The sequence below is a fragment of the Streptomyces sp. NPDC001068 genome, assembly GCF_042897315.1.
GTDB lineage: Bacteria > Actinomycetota > Actinomycetes > Streptomycetales > Streptomycetaceae > Streptomyces.
In genome coordinates this window covers 316,664-339,806 of sequence record NZ_JBIAYD010000008.1, presented here as the reverse complement: position 1 = coordinate 339,806, position 23,143 = coordinate 316,664, and the positions used below count along the sequence as shown (strand labels likewise).

Here is a 23,143-nt window from a genome sequence, read left to right as displayed (position 1 = left end):
CCCGGGGCCGAACCGCGACGGTTCCCCGCCGTGCGCCCGGCGCCGGTCAGAGACTGGTCACGTCCAGCGTGCCCTCGGCGTACTGCCTCCTGAGCACCTTCTTGTCGAACTTGCCCACACTCGTCTTCGGCACCGCCGCCACCACCGTCCAGCGCTCCGGCAGCTGCCACTTGGCGATTTTGCCCTCCTCGGCGAGGAAGACGCGCAGGGTCTCGAAGGTGGCCGTGGAGCCCTCCCGGAGCACGACCGTCGCCAGCGGACGCTCGCCCCACTTCTCGTCCGGTACGGCCACCACCGCGGCCTCGGCGACGTCCGGGTGGGACATCAGCGCGTTCTCCAGCTCGACGGAGGAGATCCACTCGCCACCGGACTTGATGACGTCCTTCGCGCGGTCGGTGAGGGTGAGGAAGCCGTCGGGGGAGATGGTGCCGACGTCACCGGTCTTCAGCCAGCCGTCCTCGCTGAACTTGTCGGCGGGGCGCATCGGGTCGGCGTCGGGGCCGTTGTAGTAGGCACCGGCGATCCAGGGGCCGCGCACCTCCAGCTCGCCGGCCGACTCGCCGTCCCAGGGGAGGCGCTCGCCGCCGGGGCCGGTCAGCCGGGCCTGCACACCGGCCGGGAAGCGGCCCTGGGTGAGGCGGTAGGCGAACTCCTGGTCCGTGCCGACGGCGTGGGCCGGCGGGCGGGAGACCGTGCCGAGCGGGGAGGTCTCGGTCATGCCCCAGGCGTGGCAGACCCGCATGCCCAGGTCGTCGAACGCGGTCATGAGGGAGGGCGGGCAGGCCGAGCCGCCGATGGTGACCTGGGTGAGCGAGGCGACGTCCCGGGGCCGGGCGGTGAGTTCGCCGAGCAGGCCCTGCCAGATGGTGGGGACGGCGGCCGCGTGCGTGGGCCGCTCGGTCTCGATCATCTCGGCGAGCGGGGCGGGCTGCAGGAACCGGTCCGGCATGAGCAGGTTGACGCCGGTCATGAAGGTGGCGTGCGGCAGGCCCCAGGCGTTGACGTGGAACTGGGGCACCACGACCAGCGAGGTGTCCTGGTCGGTCAGGCCCATCGACTGGGTCATGTTGACCTGCATGGAGTGGAGGTAGATCGAACGGTGGCTGTACACCACGCCCTTGGGGTCGCCGGTGGTGCCGGAGGTGTAGCACATGGCGGCGGCCCGGCGCTCGTCCAGCTCCGGCCAGTCGTACGTGGTCGGCTTGGCGGCGATCAGGTCCTCGTACTCGTGCACCGTCACGGTCGCGCCGTCCAGCAGGGAGCGGTCGCCGGGGCCGGCGATCACGACGTGCCGGACGGGAGCGAGGTGCGGGAGCAGCGGGGCGAGCAGCGGCAGCAGCGAGCCGTTGACGATCACGACCCGGTCGGCCGCGTGGTTCACGATCCAGGTCAGCTGTTCGGCGGGCAGCCGCAGGTTGAGCGTGTGCAGGACCGCGCCCATGGAGGGGATCGCGAAGTACGCCTCGGTGTGTTCGGCGTTGTTCCACATGAGGGTCGCCACGCGGTCGTCGTCCTGGACTCCCAGGTCGTCACGGAGGGCGTGGGCCAACTGGGCGGCGCGGGCGCCGATCTCGGCGAAGGTGCGCCGGTGCGGCTCGGCCTCGCCCGTCCAGGTGGTCACCTGTGAGCCGCCGTGGACCCGTGACCCGTGCGTCAGGATCGTGGAGATCAGCAGCGGTACGTCCTGCATGGTGCTCAGCACGGCGTCCTCCCGGGGGCGACATTGCCTACTCGGTGGTAAAGGGGCTGCGCTGATTCTTCTCACATACCAGTCGGTATGTCACTAGGGCAGGGCCGACCAACACCGGCGGCGGCCGGTCCAGCTACCGCGCGACGCCCAGCTCGGGGTCCTCACGCAGCTTGCCGAGCGCGCGCGACACCGCGGACTTCACCGTGCCCACCGACACCCCGAGCACCTCGGCCGTCTGCACCTCGCTGAGGTCCTCGTAGTACCGCAGCACGACCATCGCCCGCTGCCGCGCCGGCAGTTTCATGATCGCCCGCCACATCGCGTCGTGCAGCGCCTGCCGTTCGGCCGGGTCCTCACCGCCGCCCACCAGCTCCGGCTCGGGCAGTTCCTCACAGACGAACTCGTCGACCCGGCGCTTGCGCCACTGCGAGGTCCGGGTGTTCAGCAGGGCCCGGCGCACATAGCCGTCGAGCGCCCGATGGTCCTCGATCCGCTCCCAGGCCACGTAGGTCTTGGCGAGCGCGGTCTGGAGCAGGTCCTCCGCGTCACTCGGGTTCGCGGTCAACGAGCGGGCGGTACGCAGCAGGACCGGCTGACGGGCCCTGACGTACGACGCGAAGGACGGGTACGGCCGGGTCTGCCTCGCCGAGACAGCGGCGTCCGAAGCGCTGGTGCAGACGGGTGTGGTCATGGCTCCACGCTATGAGCGAACAGTACGACAGCGGATCGGCCGCAGGTCCCGAAGGCGAGTCCGCCTCAGGTTGTAGGGGTGGGGCTGCCTACACCTCCTGAAGGTGGAGTACGTGCGCAGTACTCCTGCGGGTTTTCCCCTGCGGGGAGCGGTGGGGGCGGGCGGCGGGCCGGGGCAGGACAGGGGGTGCCGGGGCCGCGGTGGGGGTCGCTCGCGACGGGCGGGCGCCGGGGCGGCGGTGGAGGTCGGGAGCGGCGGAGGTCGGGAGCGGCGGACGCCGGGAGCGGCGGACGCCGGGGGCGGGGCCCGGGGGCGGGGCCCGGGTCCGGGCGCGGGCTCAGCCGTCCGAGGTCAGTACCAGCCCCGACGTGGGCACACCGGTGCCGGCCGTCACCAGGACCCGGCTCGCGCCCGGTATCTGGTTCACGCTCGTGCCCCGCAGCTGGCGGACCCCTTCCGCGATCCCGTTCATCCCGTGGAGGTAGCCCTCCCCGAGCTGTCCTCCGTGGGTGTTCAGCGGCAGCCGCTCCTCGGCCACGAAGTCCGCGGCCTCCCCGCGCCCGCAGAATCCGAACTCCTCCAGCTGCATCAGCACGAAGGGGGTGAAGTGGTCGTACAGGATCCCCACGTCGATGTCGGCCGGGGCCAGCCCCGAGGTGCGCCACAGCTGTCCGGCCACCGCGGCCGCCTCCGGGAGCCCCGTCAGGTCGTCCCGGTAGAAGCTGGTCATCTGCTCCTGGGCCCGGCCGGCCCCCTGCGCGGCCGCCGCGATCACGGCCGGCGGACGCGGCAGATCCCGTGCCCGCTCCACGGAGGTGACGACGAGCGCCTGTCCGCCGTCCGTCTCCTGGCAGCAGTCCAGGAGACGGAGCGGTTCGACGATCCAGCGGGACGCCGCGTGGTCGGCGAGGGTGATCGGGCGGCCGTGGAACCAGGCGGCGGGGTTGGTCGCCGCGTACTTCCGGCCGGCCACCGCCACCCGCCCGAACGCCTCCGGGGTCAGCCCGTACGCGTGCAGGTAGCGCTGTGCCGCCATCGCCACCCAGGACGCCGGGGTGAGCAGCCCGAACGGCAGCGCCCAGCCGAGCGCCGCGCCCTCCGCCGACGGCTCCCGGTGCTGCACGCCCGAGCCGAACCTGCGCCCCGACCGCTCGTTGAACGCCCGGTAGCAGACGACGACCTCGGCCGTCCCCGTCGCCACCGCCAGCGCCGCCTGCTGGACCGTGGCGCAGGCCGCGCCGCCGCCGTAGTGCACCCGGGAGAAGAAGGACAGCTCGCCGATCCCGCAGGCCTGCGCCACGGTGATCTCCGGGCTGGTGTCCATCGTGAACGTCACCATCCCGTCCACGTCCGCCGGCGTCAGGCCCGCGTCGGCCAGCGCGGCCCGTACCGCCTCCGCCGCCAGCCGCAGTTCGCTGCGGCCCGAGTCCTTGGAGAACTCGGTGGCCCCGATCCCCACGATCGTCGCGCGCCCGCCGAGCGCGTCCCGGCCCCGGACGCTCATGCCCTCTCCTCGTCGTCGGTGACGGTGACGGTCACCATGGCCTCGGCGAAGGTGAGGGTCACCGTGCCGGTCACGTGGTCGCCGATGGAGTTGACGCCGACCACCCGGACCGTCGCGGTCCCCGCCGCGTCGTCCAGCTCCTCGACACGGCCGGTCAACACCATCGTGTCCCCCGGGTAGTTGGGCGCGCCCAGCCGGATGGCGACCTTGCGCAGCCGCGCCGTCGGACCGAAGTGGTCGGTGATGTAGCGGCCGACCAGGCCGTTGGTCGTCAGGATGTTCATGAAGATGTCCGGCGAGCCCTTGCCGTGGGCCAGCTCGGCGTCGTGGTGCACGTCCTGGTAGTCCCGGGACGCGATCGCGCCGGCCACGATCAGTGTCCGCGTGATCGGGATCTCCAGCGGCGGCAGCTCGGCGCCCGCCTCCAGCCGTGCCGTCTCAACTCCCATACGTGATCAACTCCCCCAGTTCCTGGAGCACTTCGCCCCCGCTGCCCAGATACGCGTCCAGCTGGCGCCCCCAAAGGAAGTGCCGGTGGACCGGATGCCCGACGTCGGCGCCCGCACCGCCGTGCAGATGCTGGCCCGTGTGCACGACCCGCTGCCCCGCCTCGGACGCCCACCAGGCCGCGGTCAGCGCGTGCGTGGCGTACGGCAGCCCCGCGTCCCGCCGCCAGGCAGCCTCGTACGCCGTCACCCGTATCGCCTCGATGTCCATGTGGGCGTCGGCGGCCCGGAGTTGCACGGCCTGCCGGGTGGCGAGGGGGCGCCCGAACTGCTCGCGGGCGTTGGTGTGCGCGACGGCCCGGGCCAGCGAGCCCGCGCACACACCGGCCTGGAGCCCGGCGAAGGCGGTGCGGGCGACGGCCAGGACGTCCGCGTAGGCACCGGGGTCCCCGGCTTCCGGCGCGGTGCCCAGGGGCTCGGCGGGAGCCTCGTGGAGGGTGAGCCGGCCGGCCGACCAGGGCGCGGTGAGCTCGATCGCCTCGACGGCGGTGCCCTCCCCGAGCGGCACCAGCCGGAGCCGCCGGCCGGCGTCCGCGACCAGGACATGCGTGGCGTCACGAAGCCAGGGCACCACGGGGACGGTGCCGGTCAGCCCGCCCCGCGCGGAGGGCCGTACCCCCTGCTGGGCCGGAAACGCCCCGGCGACCACCACCGACCCGTCCCCGATCCCCGGCAGCAGCCGCGCCCGCTGCTCGTCGGTGCCGTGCGCGGCGACCGCCAGCAGGCCGTACACGCAGGTCGCCGCGTACGGCACCTGGGCCGTGGCGCGGCCCTGTTCCTCCAGGAGCAGCACCAGCCCGAGCAGGCCCACATCGGCCACCGCGGCCACCAGCCCGGCCGCGGTGAGGGCCTTCCACAGCTCCGGGTCGCTGCCGGTGCCGGCCGCCCGCAGCCGTTCGGGGGTGGCGAGGTCGGCGAAGACCCTGGCGGCCAGGTCACGGGCCTCGGCCTGCGCCTCGGTGGGCGTGAAGTCCATGTCAGGCCTCCCCGCCGGGAGCACCGGGGCCGGCGAGGGTGTCGGCGGCCCGGAAGACGGGCAGGGTCAGTGCCCCCGCCGCGTCCTCGTACCGGCGGAACTCCACCCGTACCGGCAGCCCGATCCGCACCTTGTCGTACGGCACCCCCACCACGTTGCTCACCATCCGCACGCCCTCGGTGAGTTCGACCAGGCCCACCGCGTACGGCGGGTCGAAGGCCGGGAACGGCGGGTGGTGCATCACGACGTACGAGTAGACCGTGCCCTCGCCCGCCGACTCGACCGTGTCCCAGTCGGGACAGCCGCAGGCGGCGCAGCCCGGCAGCCAGGGGTGGCGCAGGGTGCCGCAGCCGGCGCAGCGCTGGATGAGGAGGCGGCCCTCGGCCACGCCCTCCCAGAAGCCTGCGTTGTCCCGGTTGACCACCGGGCGGGGGCGAGGCGGCGCCTTGACCGGTTTCCCCGCGGGCGCGTACTTGAGGACGCGGAGCCGGTGGACGCCCACCGGCTCCCCGCCGGCCCGGATGTCCATGCGGGTGGTGATGAAGTAGCCCGTGCCCAGCCTGGTGGTCTTCCGGGCGGACACCGACTCGATCACCGTGTCGAAGACCAGTTCGTCGCCCGGCCGCAGCGGGCGCAGATACTCCTGCTCGCAGTCGGTGGCGACGATCGAGACACAGCCCGCCTCGTCGAGCAGGGCGGACATCTCGTCGTACGCGCCGGTGCGTGCCGTGTTCCCGGACAGGCCGCCCATCGTCCAGGCCTGGAGCATCGTGGGCGGGGCGACGGCGCCGGCTCCCCGGTACGCCGGGTTGGTGTCGCCCATCGCCTCGCACCAGTGCCGGATCATGGGCAAATTGACCGGGTCCTTGCCGGTGCCCGCCCGGGAGGCCGGCAGCCCCTCGTACGCCTTGAGCCTCGCGCCCAGTTCGTCAGTCTCCCCGGCCACGGCCGCCCCTCCTCATCCCGAGCCGCATCGTCGCGACGATCTCCCGCTGCACCTCGCTCACCCCGCCCCCGAACGTGTTGATCTGCGCCGCCCTGTTGAGCCGCTCCAGCTCGCCGTCCCCGAACGCCCCCGGCGACCCGGACCGGACCGATGCCGCCTCGCCGACGATCTCCTGACACATGCGATACGTCGCGACTGCCGATTCCGTTCCCGCGAACTTCACCCCGCTGGCCTCCGCCGGGGCCACCCGGCCGGCCCCCGCGTCCCCCACCAGACGCCAGCTGAGCAGGCGGTTCGCCGCCAGTCGGGCATGCGCCTCGGCCAGCCGGAAACGCACCCAGGGCTCGTCAACACGGCGTCGGCCCGTCACCGGATCGGGGGTGCGGGCGGCGACGAGCGCGGCGGTGTAGAAGTCCTCGGCCTGCATGGCGGTCGCGGCGAGGGCGACCCGCTCGTGGTTGAGCTGGTCGGTGATCAGGGACCAGCCGTCGTGCTCGGCGCCGACCAGGTGGCCGGCGGGGACGCGTACGCCGTCGTAGTAGGTCGCCGTGGTGACCTGCCCGCCGACCGTCTCGATCGGGGTCCAGGAGAACCCGGGGGCGTCGGTGGGGACCAGGAGGATCGAGATGCCGCGGTGCCGGGGGGCCTCCGGATCGGTACGGCAGGCCAGCCAGATCCAGTCGGCGTGCTGCGCGCCCGAGGTGAAGATCTTCTGTCCGTCGATCCCCCAGCCGTCGCCGTCCCGCACCGCCCGGGTGCGCAGCGAGGCGAGGTCGGTACCCGCGGAAGGTTCGGTGTAGCCGATGGCGAAGACCAGGTCACCGCTGAGGATGCCGGGCAGGAAGCGGGCCTTCTGCTCGTCGCTGCCGTACTTCATGAGGGTGGGGCCGACCGTGTTGAGCGTGACCATCGAGACGGGGGCGCCGGCCCGGTACGCCTCGTCGAAGAAGACGAACTGCTCGTCGGCACCGCGCCCCTGACCGCCGTACTCGACGGGCCAGCCGAGGCCGAGCAGGCCGTCCGAGCCGATGCGACGCAGCAGGGCACGACGTTCCTCGGGGGCCTCGGGAGCAGGAGAGGGGATCAAGGAGCCGAAGTAGGCGCGGAGTTCGGCGCGCAGCCGCTGCTGGCGTTCGGTGGGGGCCAGATGCATGGTTTCTGACTGTCCGTCAGATACGGCCCACTGTCAAGGTCGGACAGACGCCCCGGGGACACCGCGAGGGGAGGCGGTACCGGACAGACGCCTGCGCGGCGGTACCGGAGTACCGCCGCGCAGGCGCGCTACATCCCCACGGAGCACACCCCACCGGCGCTCAGGCGGGGGCTACCACAGCTGGGTGAAGTGGACGGCGACGTTCTCGTTGCCCTGCTGGAGGGCCGTCCACGCGGAGCCGTTGACCTGCGCGGTGTTGCTCTGGTTCGAGGCACCGTTGCCCACCGCGTTCTGCTGCGTGGTGGAGGAGTTGCCGTTGTTGTCGTGGCCGACACCGCTGCCGATGATGCCCGCCACACCGGTGTTGGCGCTCGATCCGTCGTCCGCGATCGCACCGTTGTCAGCGGCCGCCACCCCGGCGAAGAGCGCGGCGGCGAGCGGGAGGGCGGAGACGGCGGCGAGGAGGCGGGCGGTACGGATGCTTGCCATGTTGTTTCCTCTCAGAGCCCGGCTGAGCCGGTAGGTACGTCAAGTACGGCTGTTCCGAGGGCAGTTGGCCGACCGCCTCGGTGATGTCTGCGACGTCGCGAGATCAGAATTGCCCACCGAATCCCCGGTGAACCAGCCCTTCCGGTCTCATTCGCCCTCAAGCGTGATGACAAGTCGATAAACCCCTTTCGCCATTTTTGGTCGACTCCCACCCCAGTCGGCGCGACTCCGGACATCTCCCCTCCAAGCGCCCCAGAGGGAGAACCGATCCGTCACGTTTCCCGGCCGAACCCCCTCACCCGGCGTGCCGCACCGACCCCCTCTTCCTTTTTTCGAACGCACGTACGAACATGGATCCATGGCCACCACCGACCGGCAGGCCACGACGCTGGCCCTCGCACACGCCCTGTCAGCCGCCGAACGCGGCCTGGCCGTCATCCCTCTGTCCCGGACCAAACTCCCGGCCCTGCGCTCCCCGCACCGCTCCTCCCGCCCCGACGAGCCGGCACCCCCGCCCTGCCACGGCGAGTGCGGCCGCCCCGGCCACGGGGTGTACGACGCCACCTCCGACCCGGCCCGCATCCGCGAGCTGTTCGCCGCGGCACCCTGGGCGACCGGCTACGGCATCGCCTGCGGGCTGCCCCCGCATCGCCTCATCGGTGTCGACCTCGACGTGAAGTCCGGCACGGACGCCACCGGATCGCTGCGCGAACTGGCCCTGCGGCACCTGTTCACCATTCCGCCCACGGTCGTCGTGCTCACGCCCAGCGGCGGCCGGCACCTCTGGCTGACCGGACCGCCGGACGCCGTCATCCCCAACTCCGCCGGCCGGCTCGCCCCCGGCATCGACATCCGGGGCGCGGGCGGCTACCTGGTCGGCCCCGGCTCCCGTACCGAACACGGCGTCTACGCCACCGCCCCCGGCACCGAACACCTGGTCCCGGCACCCTGCCCGCCGTCCCTGCTCCGCCTCCTGCTGCCACCCCCGAGAGCGCCCCACCCCTCGACCCACCCCTCGGTCGGCAACCGCGGCCAGGGCCTGGTCCAGTTCGTCCTCGCCGCCCACGAGGGCCAGCGCAACACCCGGCTGTTCTGGGCGGCCTGCCGCGCCTACGAGAACGGCATCGGCCGCGCCCTGCGGGCGCCCCTCACCGACGCGGCGGTCCACACCGGCCTGACGGAACGCGAGGCCCGCGCGACCATCGCCTCGGCGGCCCGCATGACCGGCCACCACCCCTGACACGGGCGCCGTTGGGCGGGCACGCGAAAGGCCCCTGACCGTTCTCCCGGTCAGGGGCCTCGCGGTGCGCGCGGTGGGTGTGGGATTTGAACCCACGGTGACATCGCTGCCACGACGGTTTTCAAGACCGTTCCCTTAGGCCGCTCGGGCAACCCACCTCGGCCCCGTCCCACCTGGGGCGGAGCGGCTACAGACTACCGGGCTCACGCCTTGCGCGGGGCTCGTGGTCCACACCGGGTCCTCCGGCGAGCGCCGATTCCGGAAGAAGACGAACAGAGCCGAACAGATCGGCCGCCGCGCGCTTCCCGGCCCGTGGACGGACGCGCGGGATTTCGGCTACGCGCGCGACGGCCCGTGTGAGACTTGCGGCATGGATGCAGGGCGGGAGTCGCGTTGGGAGAAGGACGCGATGACGGTGGAGATCATGTTCGCCCTGGTGACCGCCGCCGTCCTGGCCGCGGGCGTGTTCGGTGTGCTCTTGGTTCCGGCGCTGATCGTCGGGGTCGGCAAGCCCGCGGGGAAAGCCCTGCTCGTGGTCGGGATCGCGCTGGCGGGCCTGGCCGCGGTGTGGCGTGTGACGCGGGTGCTGCTCCGCTTCGACGCGCAGAGGCGTCGGGGGCGTTGACCCGGGGACACGGATGTCCCCGTCCGACCATCCGACCCGCATGCCGACAGGCTCATCCGTGCGGGACCGCCGAGCGCCCCTCGATGCGGGGCGCTCCTTCCGGCCGTTCCCTCAGGCCGCTTCGGCGTCCCGTCCCGCGCCGACCGAGACCGGCGCGGGGAACGGGGTGACCGTGCGGCACCCGCGGGTGCGGGTCAGTTGTCGCCCACTCGGGAGCCCAGGGTCATTTCGACCGTGTGCTCCGAACCGCTGCGCTTGTAGGTGACCTGGACCTTGTCGCCGGGCTTGTGGGTCCAGATCTCGCCGATCAGGGTGGGGCCGCTGTCGATCACCGAGTCGTCGAGCTTGGTGATGACGTCACCGGGCTTGAGGCCGGCCTTGTCGGCGGGACCGCCCGACTCGACCGCGGCCGCGCCGCCCGAGCCGGAGTCGGTGATCTGCGCGCCGTTGCTGCTGTCCTCCAGGGACACCGACGCGCCGATCTTCGCGTAGACCGGCTTGCCGGTCTGGATGAGCTGCTGGGCGACGTACTTGGCCTGGTTGATCGGGATGGCGAAGCCGAGGCCGATCGAGCCCGACTGCCCCGTGCTGCCCAGACCCCCGCTGGAGGAGGACTGGATCGCGGAGTTGATGCCGATCACCGCGCCGGAGGCGTCCAGCAGCGGGCCGCCGGAGTTGCCCGGGTTGATGGAGGCGTCGGTCTGCAGGGCGCTCATGTAGGACGCCTTGCTGGAGGCGCTGCCGTCGCTGGAGGCCACCGGACGGTTCTTGGCACTGATGATGCCCGTGGTGACCGTGTTGGACAGGCCGAAGGGGGCGCCGATCGCGATCGTCTCGTCGCCGACCGCCACGTTGTCCGAGTTGCCGAGGGGGAGCGGCTTGAGGTCCGACGGCGGGTTCTTGAGCTTGATGACCGCGACGTCGTAACCCTGCGCGTGGCCGACGACCTCCGCGTCGTACTTCTTGCCGTCCGGGAAGGTCGCGGTCAGCTTGCCGCCGTCCAGGGCGTCCGCGACCACGTGGTTGTTGGTGACGATGTGACCCTGGGTGTCGAAGACGAACCCGGTGCCGGTGCCGCCCTCGCCGTTGGTCGACTCGGCCTCGATGGTGACCGTGCTGGGCAGTGCCTTGTCGGCGACCGCCGCGATGGTGCCGGCGGCCCGCTTGACCTGGGTGGCGCCGCCGTCCGCGGAGGCGGAGACGGTCGTGGAGCCCAGGCCGTCGTTGTTCTTGGCCAGGGTGTAGCCGATGCCGCCGCCGATGCCGCCCGCGACCAGTGCGGCGACCAGGACGGCGGCGATCAGACCGCCGCGCCCGCCGCCCTTCTTCGGCGCGGTCTGCGGCTGCTGGAACGGCTGGTGCTGGTAGTGCTGGTGCTGCTGGTCGTAGGACGAGCCCCAGCCGGCGCCGACACCGGCGGCCGCGCCGGTACCCGCACCCGCGCCGGGGTCCGCGTAGGACGGCGTGGCGGGCGGCGGGGGCGGCCAGGACCCCTCGGGGGCCTGCGGCGCCGCGTACGGGTCACCCGCGGGCGCGCCCTGGGGCGCCGGCGGGATCGGGGTGGTCGGCGCTTCCCCGCCGTCGGACGCGGCCGCCTGCGGGGAGGCGGCGGGAGACGTCGGCGGCACAGGAGGTGCGGACGGGGCCGGAGGTACCGGGTTGCCCTCGTTCTCGGTGCTCACAGCTTCTCTCCTCGGTCCACGGCATTTCGTCTCGGTCGCACTCGGTCACGCTCTTTCACGCTTGCTGTCGGTCCGGCGCGATTCAGCTGAGCACGTGCTTTTGTATGCCGTCAGCTTTTCCCACCGGCCGTCAGAGCACCATAAGCGGTGGCTGTGGGTACACTGACAACCTTTATATAGGGCCTGTCCGACAAAAGTTCCCTTTGCTGGCATCCGGGATGCCCCCCACGCGCGCCCGCGCGGTGGCACCATGTCGCGGTGACCCACGCACCACAGCATCGCATTCAGGTCGTCGCCCACCGCGGGGCCTCCGAGGACGCCCCCGAGCACACCCTCGCCGCCTACAAGAAGGCCATCGAGGACGGTGCCGACGCCCTGGAGTGCGACGTCCGGCTGACCGCGGACGGCCATCTGGTCTGCGTCCACGACCGCCGGGTCAACCGTACGTCCAACGGGCGGGGAGCGGTGTCGGCCCTGGAGCTCGCGGAACTGGCCGCCCTGGACTTCGGTTCGTGGAAGAAGGGGCCGGCCTGGCGGGGGCGGGACGAGGAGCCCGAGTGGGAGGTCCGTCCGGAGGACCGCGGGGACACCTCGGTGCTCACGCTGGAACGGCTGCTGGAGCTGGTCGCGGACGCCGGGCGGCGGGTCGAGCTGGCGATCGAGACCAAGCACCCCACGCGGTGGGCGGGGCAGGTCGAGGACCGGCTGCTGACCCTGCTGAAGCGGTTCGGCCTGGACGCTCCGGCCACGGCGGCCGAATCCCAGGTGCGGGTCATGAGCTTCTCCGCGCGGTCGCTGCACCGGGTGCGGGCGGCCTCGCCGACGCTCCCCACCGTCTACCTGTTGCAGTTCCTCTCGCCCCGGCTGCGCGACGGCCGGCTGCCGGCCGGGGTCCGGATCGCGGGTCCCTCGATCCGGATCGTGCGCAACCACCCCGCCTACATCGAGCGGCTGAAGCGCAACGGCCACCAGGTGCACGTCTGGACGGTGAACGAACCGGAGGACGTGGACCTGTGCCTCGAACTCGGCATCGACGCGATGATCACCAACCGGCCGGGGGCGGTGCTGCGGCGGCTCGGCCGCTGAGCGAACCGGGCCACGGGCCCGGGCCGGCCCATGGAGGCCCGGGAGGCCCGGGATAAAGAGTCGCGTAAGGAATACGCACACCCCTTGACCTCACAGCCCACTCACACCATCCTCACGTATCGGCCACACCATCGAAATCAAGCCACACGACGCCGTACCCGGGGGATACGGCGACGAGCCCGTCACAGGGTGTGCTCCGGCGCGTTCGGTCCGTATTCGCTCGTTGCGAGTGCGTCACCGGGCATTCATTGGCCGGTTTCCGGTTCAGGCCGATGGGGCATCCACACCGTGGCGTGGGGCAAAGGAGGTCTCGGGGGTGGCGTTGGTGGTGGCACAGGACGTGCCCACGTCGTCGAGCATGGCCGTACCCCATGGCCCTGCGGGCGTGGGGAAGGCGAGGCACCGCATGCGTGACCAGTTGCGGACTGGTGGCGTATCGGAATCGGTCATCGACGATGCCGTACTTGTCCTTTCGGAACTCTTGAGCAATGCGTGCAAACACGGGCGTCCCCTGGGTGACGCCCTGGCCGGGGACGGCGACGTCCGGGCCGCCTGGCGGGTGGACACGCGCGGCAGGCTGATCGTCGAGGTGACGGACGGCGGCGGACCGACCCGGCCGGCCCCCATGACCCCGTCGGTCACGGCGCACGGCGGCCGAGGGCTGAACATCATCACGGCCCTGGCGGACGACTGGGGTGTCCGGGACGACGCCCGGGGCGAGGTGACGGTCTGGGTCGTGGTCCACAGGGACGTGAGCGATCCCGACGGCGGCGTCCGCCGCGACGCCTTCGCCACGCGCGTCATGGCGCCCGCGGTCCCGGAACCGGCCGGGCTGGACTTCGCCGACGCGTTCGACGACCTGGACTGACCACCCCGGCGCCGGGTCCGTTGGGTCCCGGCGCGGAGCTAGCCGTGGCGGCCTGTCCGGCGGCGCCGGTTCCGCGGCTCCGTCCACAGGTACCCGTGGCCCGGGTCACGAACGGCTAGGCTCCCGCCAGTACGAGACGAGCCGTAACCGGGAGACACCCAGATGGCCAAGAAGCGACCCCAGACGAAGGCCACGCGGCCGCAGCTCAGCGATGCGGCCCGGACCGGTGGCGCTGATGGAGACTTTCCGGTGGTCGGCGCCCGTGAGCCCTGCCCCTGCGGCAGTGGCCGGCGCTACAAGGCGTGCCACGGCCGGGCGGCCGCGCACGCGGCGACCGAGCTGGTGCACCGCCCCTTCGAGGGGCTGGCCGGCGAGGGCGACTGGGTGGCACTGCGCGAGCTGGTCCCCGCCGCCACCGTCGAGCTGGCCCTGAAGGACGGCCTGCCCGAGGGCGTCCCCTCGGTCACGCTCGCCACGGTGCTGCCGATGGCCTGGCCGGCGCTGCGGCGCGAGGACGGCACCGTCCTGCTCGGCCTGCAGAACGACACGTCGTCCGGCGACATCAGCCGCGACCTCGCCGACACCCTCCAGCGGGCCCTCGCCGCCGAGCCGGGCACCCCGGTGCAGGGCCGCCGCGCCCCGGCCGACAGCCCCCGGCTGCAGGATCTCCTCGACCCCGAGGGCGCTTTCGTGCCGGTCGTGCACGACGGCTTCGAGTTCTGGGTGCAGGACGCGGAGAACGCCACCGCCGAGGTGACCGCCTCCCTGGAGCGGGCCAACGCGGCCGCCATCCCGACGGTCAAGCTCACCGGCGTCGACTCCGCCTACTGGTGCGAGACGCCGGAGAAGAACCATCTGCGGTGGGTGATGCCGTACCCCGAGGAGCAGCTTCTGGACGCTCTCGCGCGGCTGCACGCGGCGGGCAGGTCCGGTCTCGGTGAGGGGACCCGGCTGGTCGGTTCCTTCCGTGCCCACGGTCTCATCGTGCCGGTCTGGGACCTGCCGAGCGGGGTCGGCGCCAAGGACGTGGAGAAGCCGGCGGCGGAGTTCGCCGAGCGGCTCGCGACCGCTCTGGCCTCGGAGGAGCCGCTCACGGCGGACGAGCGCCGGGCCCGCGGCGGGCTGACCAACCGGCAGGTCACCCTCAGCTGACGATCAGGGGCGACGGAGGAGGCGGCTGACCGACCGGTCAGCCGCTCCCGGGCCCGTCGACCCGGGTGACTCCTGTCACAACTTCCCTACGCGGCAAGCAGATACATGTCCGAATAGCCGAGACCGAATTTGCGAACCGCCGATCTCTTGTTACCGTCTCAGTAGCCCGGTTGCTGGTGCATCCCCCGTCGCCAGCAATCGGGCCTTTTCATGCCCGCGGCCGGTGTACGGACCGGCGCGATACGTCAACTCCGGCCAGCTGAACCGGAGTTGCTCCCGACAGCACCGGCCGCCTCCGGCGCGGTCCCACCGCTCCCCGAGCCCCTTCCCGGGACGCTCCCCGAGGCGCCCCTGAAAGCGCTTCCCGAGACGTTCGCGGAGTCGCTCACGGAATCGTTCGCGGAGCCGTCTCCCGAGCCGCCCGCGGAGTTGCTGGCGCTGCGCAGCAGCAGCGGCCCGTCGTCGTCGCGCGCCGCGAACTCCGCGACGGCCGTGTAGGCGTCCAGCGAGCCCCGTGTGTGCTCCCGGGGCGTCTCGCAGGAGGCCGGTTCGTCGGCGGAGTCGGCGGCGCAGTGCGTCTGCACGGTGCGGCCGTTCGGGCCCATCAGGCTCAGCACGGACTCCAGGTCCGACCCGGTGGCGTTGCGGTAGTAGGTGCGCGCCCAGGTGTCCGCGCCCTGGGCCATCACGCAGGTCTGCGCCTCGACTCCGCCCGGAGAGGTGAGTTCGGGACCGCAGCGGGCGGCCGTGGCCAGGCCCAGGCCGAGCACCAGGGGGGACCGGACCGGCGCCGGCAGCTTCTCGTCGTCGCTCCGGGCGGGTTGTCCGGCGGCGTCGCCCACCTGTCCCGCGGACGCCACGGCGAGCGGCAGCGCGACCGCGCAGGCCATGACGCCCGCGATGGCGAGCAGACGTAGTCGGGAGTCCAGGGGTTGCCCCCCAGAATTACGCAGCATGAGCGGAAGATAACCAGTGAGGCGCGAAAAGCGGCGTTCTCGCGCCCGACACCCTTACAACTCGGGCGCACTCACACCCGTACGGGTGAGGGCGTCGACCACCGCGTCCACCACGGCCTCCACGTCGGGCACCCAGGGCGTGGCCGAGCCGGGCAGCGGGGCACGCTCCCAGCGGATGGCGCCCTGCCCGGTCTCCGAGGGCGGCAGGGCGAGATAGCCGCCCTCCCCGTGGAAGCGCAGCGAGCCGGGGACGAAGTCCTTGGCGTACAGCAGCTCGCCCAACTGCTCCATGGAGTAGGGCTTGACCAGCAGCGCCCAGCGGGTGGGCGCGGCGACCACCGGGCCGAGGCGCATGCCGCGGCGGTCGAGCAGGGCGAGGGCGTGGGAGGCGGCCAGGGCGGGCAGGCTGACCGCGCAGGGCGCCGTGCCGCCGGCGGCTCCGGTGGCGAGGATGATCGGCGCGGCCGGCCGGTTCCCCCACCACCAGCGCACCATGCGCTCGTCGGTGGTGGCGGCGAGCAGACCGGGATCGAAGGGGTGCGCACCGGGCACCGTGCACTCCGGGTCGGGGCAGGCACACCGGGCCCGGCCCTGCGGGTCCGGAGCCACGCCCGGGAGTACGGGCCACTGCCATTCCGTCGCGAAGGTCAGGGCCGCGCCGAGAAACTCAGACCCCTTGTCTTTCCGCCTGGACAGGAGCCTGCGTCGCCTTCCGAGGATCTCGCGCATGAGCGCTCGTTCCTTTCCGTTGCACCGCTGGCAACACCGAGGACCACATCACATCATGTGTCGATCACTTCACTGTGCGTACCTGTTGGCGCATCACACCCCTGCACCGGCAAGGGGAACCCCTGGGGGTCGAACTGGTGGCCGCGCCCGCATCCAATACTGCGTCCATCAAAAGCACGGCCACGGCGTGGGGGTGGCGAAGTCTGGCGTTTTGCCGTTCCGAGTGTTTCTCTCCGCCGCCACCACGGGAGGATGGGGCACGGTCGTCGGTGGTTAAGACGCCCGGGTCCGTCGCCAGGTTCCGGGTGGTCCCCAACCACCCCTGGCCTTCTCCGAGTACGTACCCATCACGACCGCTGTGACGCTCCGTGGAGCAAGCCCAGTCGACCGCAATGAACGGTTACCCGAGTCAGTTTTAGGCCAACTTTGCTTTTGTGCAAGCCATCCGGGAGAAGTCGCCGGAAGGCGCACGGACACCAGGAATCCCGGCAGGACAATGCTGGACATCTCCTTACGAGTGCGTGTACATGTGGAGACACTGCTGGCAGTGCAGGAAGACATGGGGGTTTGCGATGCTTTTGAGCAATACGCACAGGCCTGAAAGCCGGACGCGGTGAACGCCCCGCACCCTCCGAAAGTGGCTGGAATCGATTCAACGGTCCCCACGCCCGCACACACTGTCGCGCCGGTCTCCCCCGTCCCGGGCGCCCCGCACGTCCCGAAGGCCCCCGCCGCACCGGCGCCCGGCACCCTGCTCCAGGACCGGCTGGCCGGCTGGGTCTCCGACCTCACCACCCTCCATGAGCTGACCGAACGGCTCGCCCGGACCGACGCGCTGGAGCCCGCTCTCCAGGAACTGCTGCGCGCCGGTGCCGGTCTGGTGGGCGCCCGTCGCGGACTCGTGGCACTGGAGCCCGCCGACGGTCTCGGTCCGCGCGCCACGCTCGGTCTCGGACTCGGCCGGGCGGACCTCGGGCACCTGGAGACCGTCCCGGCCGGCGCCCTGCCGTACGACACCGGCGCCGCGGCCGAGATCGTCCACCGCGACCTGTTCGCCGAGGACGGCCTGGACCCCCGGCACCGCGAGGTCGCCGCCCGCCTCGGCTACGCCGCCAGCTACGCGCTCCCCCTGACCACCGACGCGGCCGCCCGCCTGGGCGCGGTCCTGTGGCTGTACGACGCCCCGACCGCGCCGGACGAACGCCGGCGCCATCTCGTCGGCCTGTACGTCCGCTTCGCCGCCGAGCACCTGGCCCGGCTGCTGGAGGTCGAGCGCACGCGCGCGAGCATGGCGACCATCGCCGAGGAACTGCTCCCCTCCCGGCTGCCCCGGGTGGCCGGGGTCCAGCTCGCCGCCCGGCACCGCACCGGCCCGCGTGGCGGCGGCGACTGGTACGACGCGCTGCCGCTGCCCGACGCCGCCCTCGGCCTCGCGGTCGGCTCGGTCACCGGGTCCGGGCCCAGCGCGGTGGCCGCGATGGGGCGGCTGCGCGCCTCCCTGCGCGCGTACGCGGTGATGGAGGGCGAGGACCCGGTCGCGGTCCTGTCCGATCTCGAACTGCTGCTGCGGCTGACCGAGCCGGCACGCTCCGCCACGGCTCTGTTCGCCTACTGCGAGCCCGCGCTGCGCAAGGTCACGCTGGCCGGGGCCGGGCACAGTCCGCCGCTGCTGATCGGGGAGCGCCGCACCGAGTTCGCCGAGACGTCGGTCTCGGCGCCGCTCGGGATGCTGGCGTGCTGGGAGGCGCCCAGCGTGGAGATCGAGGCCGAGGCCGGGGAGACCGTGCTGTTCTACACCGACGGGCTGCTGCACCGCACCGGCGACCCCATGGACCGCGCCTTCGCCCGGCTGCACACCGCCGCCGCGAGCATCCCGCGCGCGCTGCGCCGCGACCCGGGGGCCATCGCCGACCACGTGCTGCGCACGGTGCTGCCGGACGGGCTGGACTCCGCCGACAGCGCGGAGGACGTGGTACTGCTCGCGGCTCGTTTCGACTGACCGGCCGCCACTCCTCCTGACTGATCGGTCAGTCAAAAGGGCAGGTCAACCGGGTGACCACCGTCCGGCTCTGGGGCACCGTCCGGTACGACCGTACGATGGACGGGATCCAGTGCAGTGTCCGAGGAGGATGACCGTGGCCGACGAGCTCACACCGGCAGTACCTGAATTGGCTGCTGACGCAGCGGGCCCGGAGACCGAGCCGGAGGAGCCGACGAAGCAGCGCAAGAACGGCCTCTACCCGGGTGTGTCGGACGAGCTCGCCGAGAACATGAAGTCCGGCTGGGCCGACACCGAGCTGCGCGGCCTCGAGCCCGTCGAGCAGGCCGGGCACACCGCCCGCCGCCGCGCCGAGCTGTCCGCCCGCTTCCCGGGCGAGCGCCTGGTGATCCCGGCCGGCAACCTGAAGACCCGGTCGAACGACACGGAGTACCCGTTCCGCGCGTCGGTCGAATACGTCTACCTCACCGGCAACCAGACCGAGGACGGCGTACTCGTCCTGGAGCCGAAGGACGACGGCCACGTGGCCACCGTCTACCTGCTGCCCCGCTCCGACCGCGAGAACGGCGAGTTCTGGCTCTCCGGGCAGGGCGAGCTGTGGGTGGGCCGCCGCCACTCCCTGACCGAGTCCGAGGCGCTCTACGGCATCCCCGCCGCCGACGTCCGCGAACTCGCCGACAAGCTGCGCGAGGCCACCGGACCGGTGCGGACCGTCCGCGGGTACGACGCCGCCGTCGAGGCCGCGCTGACCGACAAGGTCACCGCCGAGCGCGACGAGGAGCTGCGCGTCTTCCTGTCCGAGGCCCGCCTGGTCAAGGACGAGTGGGAGATCGGCGAGCTGCAGAAGGCCGTCGACTCCACGGTCCGCGGCTTCGAGGACGTCGTGAAGGTCCTCGACAAGGCCGAGGCCACGTCCGAGCGCTACATCGAGGGCACGTTCTTCCTCCGCGCGCGCGTGGAGGGCAACGACATCGGCTACGGCTCCATCTGCGCCGCCGGCCCGCACGCCTGCACCCTGCACTGGGTCCGCAACGACGGTCCGGTGCGCTCGGGCGACCTGCTCCTCCTGGACGCCGGCGTGGAGACGCACAGCCTCTACACCGCCGACGTCACGCGCACGCTGCCGGTCAACGGCACGTACAGCGAGCTGCAGAAGAAGGTCTACGACGCGGTGTACGACGCCCAGGAGGCCGGCATCGCCGCGGTGAAGCCGGGCGCCAAGTACCGCGACTTCCACGACGCCGCCCAGCGGGTGCTGGCCGAGCGGCTCGTCGAGTGGGGGCTCGTGGAGGGCCCGGTGGAGCGGGTGCTGGAACTCGGGCTGCAGCGCCGTTGGACGCTGCACGGCACGGGCCACATGCTCGGCCTGGACGTCCACGACTGCGCCGCCGCGCGGACCGAGACGTACGTGGAGGGCGTCCTGGAGCCGGGGATGGTGCTGACCGTCGAGCCGGGGCTGTACTTCCAGGCCGACGACCTGACCGTGCCGGAGGAATACCGCGGTGTCGGCGTCCGGATCGAGGACGACATCCTCGTGACCGAGGACGGCAACCGGAACCTGTCCGCGGGGCTGCCCCGGCGGTCGGACGAGGTCGAGAGCTGGATGGCCTCGCTCAAGGGCTGACCGAGACGTGACACGGCCGGGTACCTGGACGGGTGCCCGGCCGTCGTCGTGTTCCGCGGCCGCCGCGCGCCCCAGGGAACCGGTGACGCCGTCACAGGGCCGGATCGCGGTGGTGCAGAACCCGCTGGAACAGCCGGCTGTCCCGCCATTCCCCGTTGATGTGGAGATACTGCGGCGCATCTCCGATCGTCTCGAATCCGCATTTCTTCAGCACGCGTTGCGAGGTCGTGTTGTCGATCAGGGTGGACGCCTCGATCCGGTGGAGCCCCAAGTCGTCCCGGGCGATCTCGCACACCCGCTCCAGGGCGGCGGTGGCCAGCCCCCGGCCCTGTTGATCACCGGCCACCCAATAACCGACGTACGAACTGCAGAATGGCCCCAGGGAAATTCCGGAAAGGGTGATCGCGCCGACGATCCTGCGGTCCTGCTCGGCCTGCATGACCCAGGGGACGATGATCCCGTCCGCGGCCTGTCGCAGCAGGCCATCGATGCGTTCGGTCTGGCCCTCGACGGTGAAGAAGGACTCGGGTCTGACCGGCTCCCAGGGTTCGAGATGCCTACGGTTGCCGGCGTACGCGGCAGACAGCGGTTTCGCGTCGTCCGCGACAATGGGACGCAATATCACGCCGGCCAGGATTGCATTTTCTTTAATGTTTTCGAGAATCATGCGCGCACCTTAGCGCGCGACTTATGCACGAGGGAGACTCATGCCGAAAGCAGGGAAGGATCTTTGGTCCACTTGAGGATCTTGTCGAAGCTGACCACCGTGCCGTCGCGGCCGGGCTTGTCACCGATGTGCACGTGATCGGCCAGTTCCCTGATCAGACAGAGCCCTCTGCCGTGCTCGGCGTCCGGGCGGGCGGGGCGGATCTCCTGGGTGCGGGTGAACCCCGGACCGAGCCCCGGACCCGAATCGGCCACCTCGATACGGCACTTCTCGCCGTCCAGGTACGCGGTGACCCGGTAGGCCTCGGACGGGCGGCCCGCCCCGCCGTGCTCCACGGCGTTCGCGCAGGCCTCACTGAGGGCCACGGAGAGGTCGTAGGAGATCTCGGGGTCCACGCCCGCCGTCTCCATCGTGCCGATCAGCAGCCGCCTGGCGAGCGGGACGCTCGCGGCCTCACGCCGCAGATGGAGTGACCACCAGATGCTCATGCTCCAGCCTCCCGGCCGCGGCTCGACATACCGATACCTATTGCCACCCGTGCGCGTGTGTAAGCACTCCGTTCATGTGAGAACGCCCATCCGGAGGATGCGCCCCGGGAGGTTTCGGTGTATGAGCGGGTGGTTCACGGCAAGGACGATCTATCGGTTCTTTCACCCGTTTCACCTGTAACCGAATCTTGTGGACCTGCCGTATGGCGGGTGCGGGCCCAGTGCGATGATGAGCCCGCCATGAACGCCCCCCACCCGCGCGCGGCGCGCACCGGAAGCGGACTGCGGCTCCTGCGGGCCGCGGTGTTCGCCGCGCTCTGCGTCGTACTGGCCGCGGCGGGGCACACCATGGCGTCCTGCGCGACCGTTCCGCTGTGGACGCTCGGCGCGGGTTTCCTGGGCACCCTGGCACTCGTCGTCCCGCTCACCGGGCGGGCCCGTACGCTGCCGGGCATCGTGGCGGTGCTCGCGGTCGTGCAGACCACGCTGCACACGCTGTTCGGGCTCGGCCAGCACGGCGGCGCGATGTCGGCGGCCTCGATGTCGTCGATGCCGTCCATGGCCTCGATGCCGGGCATGCCGGCGAGTGACGCCTCGCTGGTCGAGCGGGCCGCGCGCCTGGTGTGCGGGGCCGGGGCGGCACAGCTCACCCCCGCCCACGCGTACAAGATCCTTTCCGATGCCCACCTCAGCACCGCCGCCGGCCCGACCGCGGGCTCCGGTGCCGCGGCCCACGCGGCGGACGCCACCGGGGCCTCCGGCTCGCTGCTGCCCTCCGTGCCCATGCTGCTCGGACACCTCCTCGCGGCCGTCGTCGCCGGGTGGCTGCTGCGCCGGGGCGATCTCGCGCTGCTGCGGCTGATCGAGCTGTCGACGCACGGGGTCGCCGAGGTGGCACTCGTACGATCCCTGCGCGGGGCGCTCACGCTGGCGTGCGCCCTGTGCACCGGACTCTCGGCGGTGCCCGAGGCACCCGCGCGCAGCCGTCGCACCACGGGCGACGAGCCACCCGCGCCACGCACCGTCGCACTCCAGCACTCGGTGATCCGGCGCGGGCCGCCCACGGCCGCCGCCGAACTCGTTCTCACCGCCTGACGCGACGCGACCAGAGCACTTCCGGGGATCTGTCCTGATCCGGGGGGTCTGTCGCCGTCGCGCGGCACGCGCGCGCCGGCGCTCCCCGCTGCCCGCGCGCCCCCTCGACGACAGAACTCACCCAGAGTGGAGTGCTCCCTGCCATGAAGGCTTTCCGTGCCATGAAGACCTCGCGTGCCGCCGCCGTCGCCGCCGTCGCGGGTACGGCCGTCCTGGCCGTCTCCTCGCCCGCGTTCGCCCACGTCTCCGTACAGCCCGAGGGCACCGCCGCCAAGGGCGGTTACGCGGTCATCGACTTCAAGGTCCCCAACGAGCGCGACAACGCCTCGACGACCAAGGTCGAGGTCAACTTCCCCGCCGACCACCCGCTCGCCTCCGTCATGCCGCAGCCGATGGCCGGCTGGAAGATCGACGTCACCAAGTCCAAGCTGGCCAAGCCCATGGAGATGCACGGCGAGAAGATCTCCGAGGCGGTCACCAAGGTCACCTGGACCTCCCAGGACGACAAGGGGATCGAGCCCGGCTACTTCCAGAAGTTCCCGCTCTCCGTGGGCGCCCTGCCCGAGGACACCGACGAACTGGTCTTCAAGGCGATCCAGACGTACTCCAACAACGAGGTCGTCCGCTGGATCGAGGTCCAGCAGAAGGGCCAGGAGGAGCCCGAGAACCCGGCCCCCACCCTCACGCTGTCCGCCGCCACCGACGACCACCACGGGACCACCACGGCCGAGGACACCGCGGCCAAGACCGAGACCACCGCCTCCGACGACTCCGGTTCCTCGGGCGGCAGTGACACCACCGCCCGCGTCCTCGGCGTCGTCGGCATCGTGGCCGGCGCGGCCGGGGTCGCCTACGGCGTCCTCGCCGGCCGCCGCCGGTCCACCGGCTCCGAGGCCTGAGCTCCACGTCCGTAACGCGCACAGGGGGTCGTGCGAGGCTGTCGGGGCTTGGACGGTTCTCGTACGCCCCGGTAGCCC

Annotated in this window: 21 protein-coding genes, 1 tRNA gene and 1 pseudogene; 9 read left to right on the top strand and 14 right to left on the bottom strand. The window is 72.0% G+C overall.

What is annotated here, in order from left to right:
* Positions 1–46: 46 nt before the first annotated feature.
* From ACFY3I_RS24070 to ACFY3I_RS24035, 8 genes are all read right to left on the bottom strand, one after another.
* Positions 47–1,702, bottom strand: a complete 1,656-nt coding sequence (locus tag ACFY3I_RS24070) for a long-chain fatty acid--CoA ligase (RefSeq protein ID WP_390862551.1) — start codon at positions 1,700–1,702, stop codon at positions 47–49.
* 121 nt (positions 1,703–1,823) lie between these two features.
* Positions 1,824–2,381: a SigE family RNA polymerase sigma factor gene (locus ACFY3I_RS24065; RefSeq protein WP_365285682.1), complete on the bottom strand. Its 558-nt coding sequence runs from the start codon at positions 2,379–2,381 to the stop codon at positions 1,824–1,826.
* A gap of 337 nt (positions 2,382–2,718) precedes the next feature.
* Positions 2,719–3,885, bottom strand: coding sequence for a lipid-transfer protein (locus ACFY3I_RS24060; protein ID WP_390862549.1), 1,167 nt, complete (start codon positions 3,883–3,885; stop codon positions 2,719–2,721).
* Positions 3,882–4,313 (bottom strand): MaoC family dehydratase, encoded by a 432-nt coding sequence (locus ACFY3I_RS24055; RefSeq protein ID WP_390862721.1) that lies wholly within the window; start codon positions 4,311–4,313, stop codon positions 3,882–3,884. The genes ACFY3I_RS24060 and ACFY3I_RS24055 overlap by 4 nt, the downstream gene beginning before the upstream one ends.
* A 10-nt stretch (positions 4,314–4,323) precedes the next feature.
* A complete protein-coding gene (locus ACFY3I_RS24050) occupies positions 4,324–5,367 on the bottom strand; it encodes an acyl-CoA dehydrogenase family protein (protein ID WP_390862547.1) in 1,044 nt (347 codons plus the stop codon).
* A 1-nt stretch (position 5,368) separates the two neighbouring features.
* A complete protein-coding gene (locus tag ACFY3I_RS24045) occupies positions 5,369–6,313 on the bottom strand; it encodes a bifunctional MaoC family dehydratase N-terminal/OB-fold nucleic acid binding domain-containing protein (RefSeq protein WP_390862545.1) in 945 nt (314 codons plus the stop codon).
* The gene (locus tag ACFY3I_RS24040; RefSeq protein WP_390862543.1) at positions 6,297–7,466 is read right to left on the bottom strand and encodes an acyl-CoA dehydrogenase family protein; all 1,170 of its coding nucleotides are present in this window, start codon (positions 7,464–7,466) and stop codon (positions 6,297–6,299) included. Before ACFY3I_RS24040 ends, ACFY3I_RS24045 begins: the two co-directional genes overlap by 17 nt.
* A 171-nt stretch (positions 7,467–7,637) precedes the next feature.
* Positions 7,638–7,955 (bottom strand): hypothetical protein, encoded by a 318-nt coding sequence (locus ACFY3I_RS24035; RefSeq protein WP_365285692.1) that lies wholly within the window; start codon positions 7,953–7,955, stop codon positions 7,638–7,640.
* Positions 7,956–8,313: 358 nt separating this feature from the next.
* Here ACFY3I_RS24035 and ACFY3I_RS24030 point away from each other — a divergent pair, with 358 nt between their 5' ends.
* Complete coding sequence (locus ACFY3I_RS24030) at positions 8,314–9,195, top strand: bifunctional DNA primase/polymerase (RefSeq protein WP_390862541.1); 882 nt, start codon at positions 8,314–8,316, stop codon at positions 9,193–9,195.
* A gap of 71 nt (positions 9,196–9,266) precedes the next feature.
* Here the strand turns inward: ACFY3I_RS24030 and ACFY3I_RS24025 are convergent.
* Positions 9,267–9,353, bottom strand: a tRNA-Ser gene (locus ACFY3I_RS24025).
* A gap of 212 nt (positions 9,354–9,565) precedes the next feature.
* On the opposite strand from ACFY3I_RS24025, the gene ACFY3I_RS24020 reads away from it, so the two are divergent.
* Positions 9,566–9,820: a DUF6332 family protein gene (locus ACFY3I_RS24020; RefSeq protein ID WP_390862539.1), complete on the top strand. Its 255-nt coding sequence runs from the start codon at positions 9,566–9,568 to the stop codon at positions 9,818–9,820.
* Between the two features lie 194 nt (positions 9,821–10,014).
* Here ACFY3I_RS24020 and ACFY3I_RS24015 read toward each other — a convergent pair whose 3' ends face one another.
* Complete coding sequence (locus tag ACFY3I_RS24015) at positions 10,015–11,502, bottom strand: trypsin-like peptidase domain-containing protein (RefSeq protein WP_365285698.1); 1,488 nt, start codon at positions 11,500–11,502, stop codon at positions 10,015–10,017.
* A gap of 258 nt (positions 11,503–11,760) precedes the next feature.
* On the opposite strand from ACFY3I_RS24015, the gene ACFY3I_RS24010 reads away from it, so the two are divergent.
* The 3 genes from ACFY3I_RS24010 to ACFY3I_RS24000 all read left to right on the top strand — a co-directional run bounded on the left by ACFY3I_RS24010 (position 11,761) and on the right by ACFY3I_RS24000 (position 14,608).
* Positions 11,761–12,588: a glycerophosphodiester phosphodiesterase gene (locus ACFY3I_RS24010; RefSeq protein ID WP_365285700.1), complete on the top strand. Its 828-nt coding sequence runs from the start codon at positions 11,761–11,763 to the stop codon at positions 12,586–12,588.
* Between the two features lie 229 nt (positions 12,589–12,817).
* Positions 12,818–13,456, top strand: coding sequence for an ATP-binding protein (locus tag ACFY3I_RS24005; RefSeq protein ID WP_390862537.1), 639 nt, complete (start codon positions 12,818–12,820; stop codon positions 13,454–13,456).
* Positions 13,457–13,618: 162 nt separating this feature from the next.
* Positions 13,619–14,608 carry a DUF5926 family protein gene (locus ACFY3I_RS24000; protein ID WP_365285704.1) on the top strand — a complete coding sequence of 330 codons (990 nt, stop codon included), beginning with the start codon at positions 13,619–13,621 and terminating at the stop codon, positions 14,606–14,608.
* Positions 14,609–15,018: 410 nt separating this feature from the next.
* Here the strand turns inward: ACFY3I_RS24000 and ACFY3I_RS23995 are convergent.
* Positions 15,019–15,564: pseudogene (locus tag ACFY3I_RS23995) on the bottom strand (hypothetical protein); the annotation flags it as partial.
* A gap of 54 nt (positions 15,565–15,618) precedes the next feature.
* Entirely contained in the window at positions 15,619–16,293 is a 675-nt protein-coding gene (locus tag ACFY3I_RS23990; protein WP_365285706.1) for a bifunctional DNA primase/polymerase, read from the bottom strand.
* Between the two features lie 613 nt (positions 16,294–16,906).
* Between ACFY3I_RS23990 and ACFY3I_RS23985 the strand changes: the two genes are divergently transcribed.
* Together ACFY3I_RS23985 and ACFY3I_RS23980 are read left to right on the top strand one after the other, a co-directional pair.
* Positions 16,907–18,292, top strand: a complete 1,386-nt coding sequence (locus tag ACFY3I_RS23985; protein ID WP_365285708.1) for a PP2C family protein-serine/threonine phosphatase — start codon at positions 16,907–16,909, stop codon at positions 18,290–18,292.
* Positions 18,293–18,422: 130 nt separating this feature from the next.
* A complete protein-coding gene (locus tag ACFY3I_RS23980; protein WP_390862535.1) occupies positions 18,423–19,916 on the top strand; it encodes an aminopeptidase P family protein in 1,494 nt (497 codons plus the stop codon).
* A gap of 91 nt (positions 19,917–20,007) precedes the next feature.
* On the opposite strand, the gene ACFY3I_RS23975 is transcribed toward ACFY3I_RS23980, so the two are convergent.
* Positions 20,008–20,583: a GNAT family N-acetyltransferase gene (locus ACFY3I_RS23975; RefSeq protein ID WP_390862533.1), complete on the bottom strand. Its 576-nt coding sequence runs from the start codon at positions 20,581–20,583 to the stop codon at positions 20,008–20,010.
* A gap of 38 nt (positions 20,584–20,621) precedes the next feature.
* On the bottom strand, positions 20,622–21,071 hold the full coding sequence (locus ACFY3I_RS23970) for an ATP-binding protein (RefSeq protein ID WP_365285714.1): 450 nt from the start codon (positions 21,069–21,071) through the stop codon (positions 20,622–20,624).
* Between the two features lie 240 nt (positions 21,072–21,311).
* On the opposite strand from ACFY3I_RS23970, the gene ACFY3I_RS23965 reads away from it, so the two are divergent.
* A complete protein-coding gene (locus ACFY3I_RS23965; RefSeq protein WP_390862531.1) occupies positions 21,312–22,166 on the top strand; it encodes a hypothetical protein in 855 nt (284 codons plus the stop codon).
* A gap of 161 nt (positions 22,167–22,327) precedes the next feature.
* Positions 22,328–23,065: a YcnI family protein gene (locus tag ACFY3I_RS23960; RefSeq protein ID WP_390862719.1), complete on the top strand. Its 738-nt coding sequence runs from the start codon at positions 22,328–22,330 to the stop codon at positions 23,063–23,065.
* Positions 23,066–23,143: the final 78 nt, after the last annotated feature.

Bases quoted from the DNA above. Each gene is read 5' to 3' on its own strand.
- ACFY3I_RS24065 (WP_365285682.1), bottom strand. From the start codon at position 2,381: ATGACCACACCCGTCTGCACCAGCGCTTCGGACGCCGCTGTCTCGGCG.
- ACFY3I_RS24060 (WP_390862549.1), bottom strand. From the start codon at position 3,885: ATGAGCGTCCGGGGCCGGGACGCGCTCGGCGGGCGCGCGACGATCGTG.
- ACFY3I_RS24050 (WP_390862547.1), bottom strand. From the start codon at position 5,367: ATGGACTTCACGCCCACCGAGGCGCAGGCCGAGGCCCGTGACCTGGCC.
- ACFY3I_RS24040 (WP_390862543.1), bottom strand. From the start codon at position 7,466: ATGCATCTGGCCCCCACCGAACGCCAGCAGCGGCTGCGCGCCGAACTC.
- ACFY3I_RS24035 (WP_365285692.1), bottom strand. From the start codon at position 7,955: ATGGCAAGCATCCGTACCGCCCGCCTCCTCGCCGCCGTCTCCGCCCTC.
- ACFY3I_RS24030 (WP_390862541.1), top strand. From the start codon at position 8,314: ATGGCCACCACCGACCGGCAGGCCACGACGCTGGCCCTCGCACACGCC.
- ACFY3I_RS24020 (WP_390862539.1), top strand. From the start codon at position 9,566: ATGGATGCAGGGCGGGAGTCGCGTTGGGAGAAGGACGCGATGACGGTG.
- ACFY3I_RS24000 (WP_365285704.1), top strand. From the start codon at position 13,619: ATGGCCAAGAAGCGACCCCAGACGAAGGCCACGCGGCCGCAGCTCAGC.
- ACFY3I_RS23990 (WP_365285706.1), bottom strand. From the start codon at position 16,293: ATGCGCGAGATCCTCGGAAGGCGACGCAGGCTCCTGTCCAGGCGGAAA.
- ACFY3I_RS23980 (WP_390862535.1), top strand. From the start codon at position 18,423: ATGACCGTGGCCGACGAGCTCACACCGGCAGTACCTGAATTGGCTGCT.
- ACFY3I_RS23975 (WP_390862533.1), bottom strand. From the start codon at position 20,583: ATGATTCTCGAAAACATTAAAGAAAATGCAATCCTGGCCGGCGTGATA.
- ACFY3I_RS23970 (WP_365285714.1), bottom strand. From the start codon at position 21,071: ATGAGCATCTGGTGGTCACTCCATCTGCGGCGTGAGGCCGCGAGCGTC.
- ACFY3I_RS23965 (WP_390862531.1), top strand. From the start codon at position 21,312: ATGAACGCCCCCCACCCGCGCGCGGCGCGCACCGGAAGCGGACTGCGG.
- ACFY3I_RS23960 (WP_390862719.1), top strand. From the start codon at position 22,328: ATGAAGACCTCGCGTGCCGCCGCCGTCGCCGCCGTCGCGGGTACGGCC.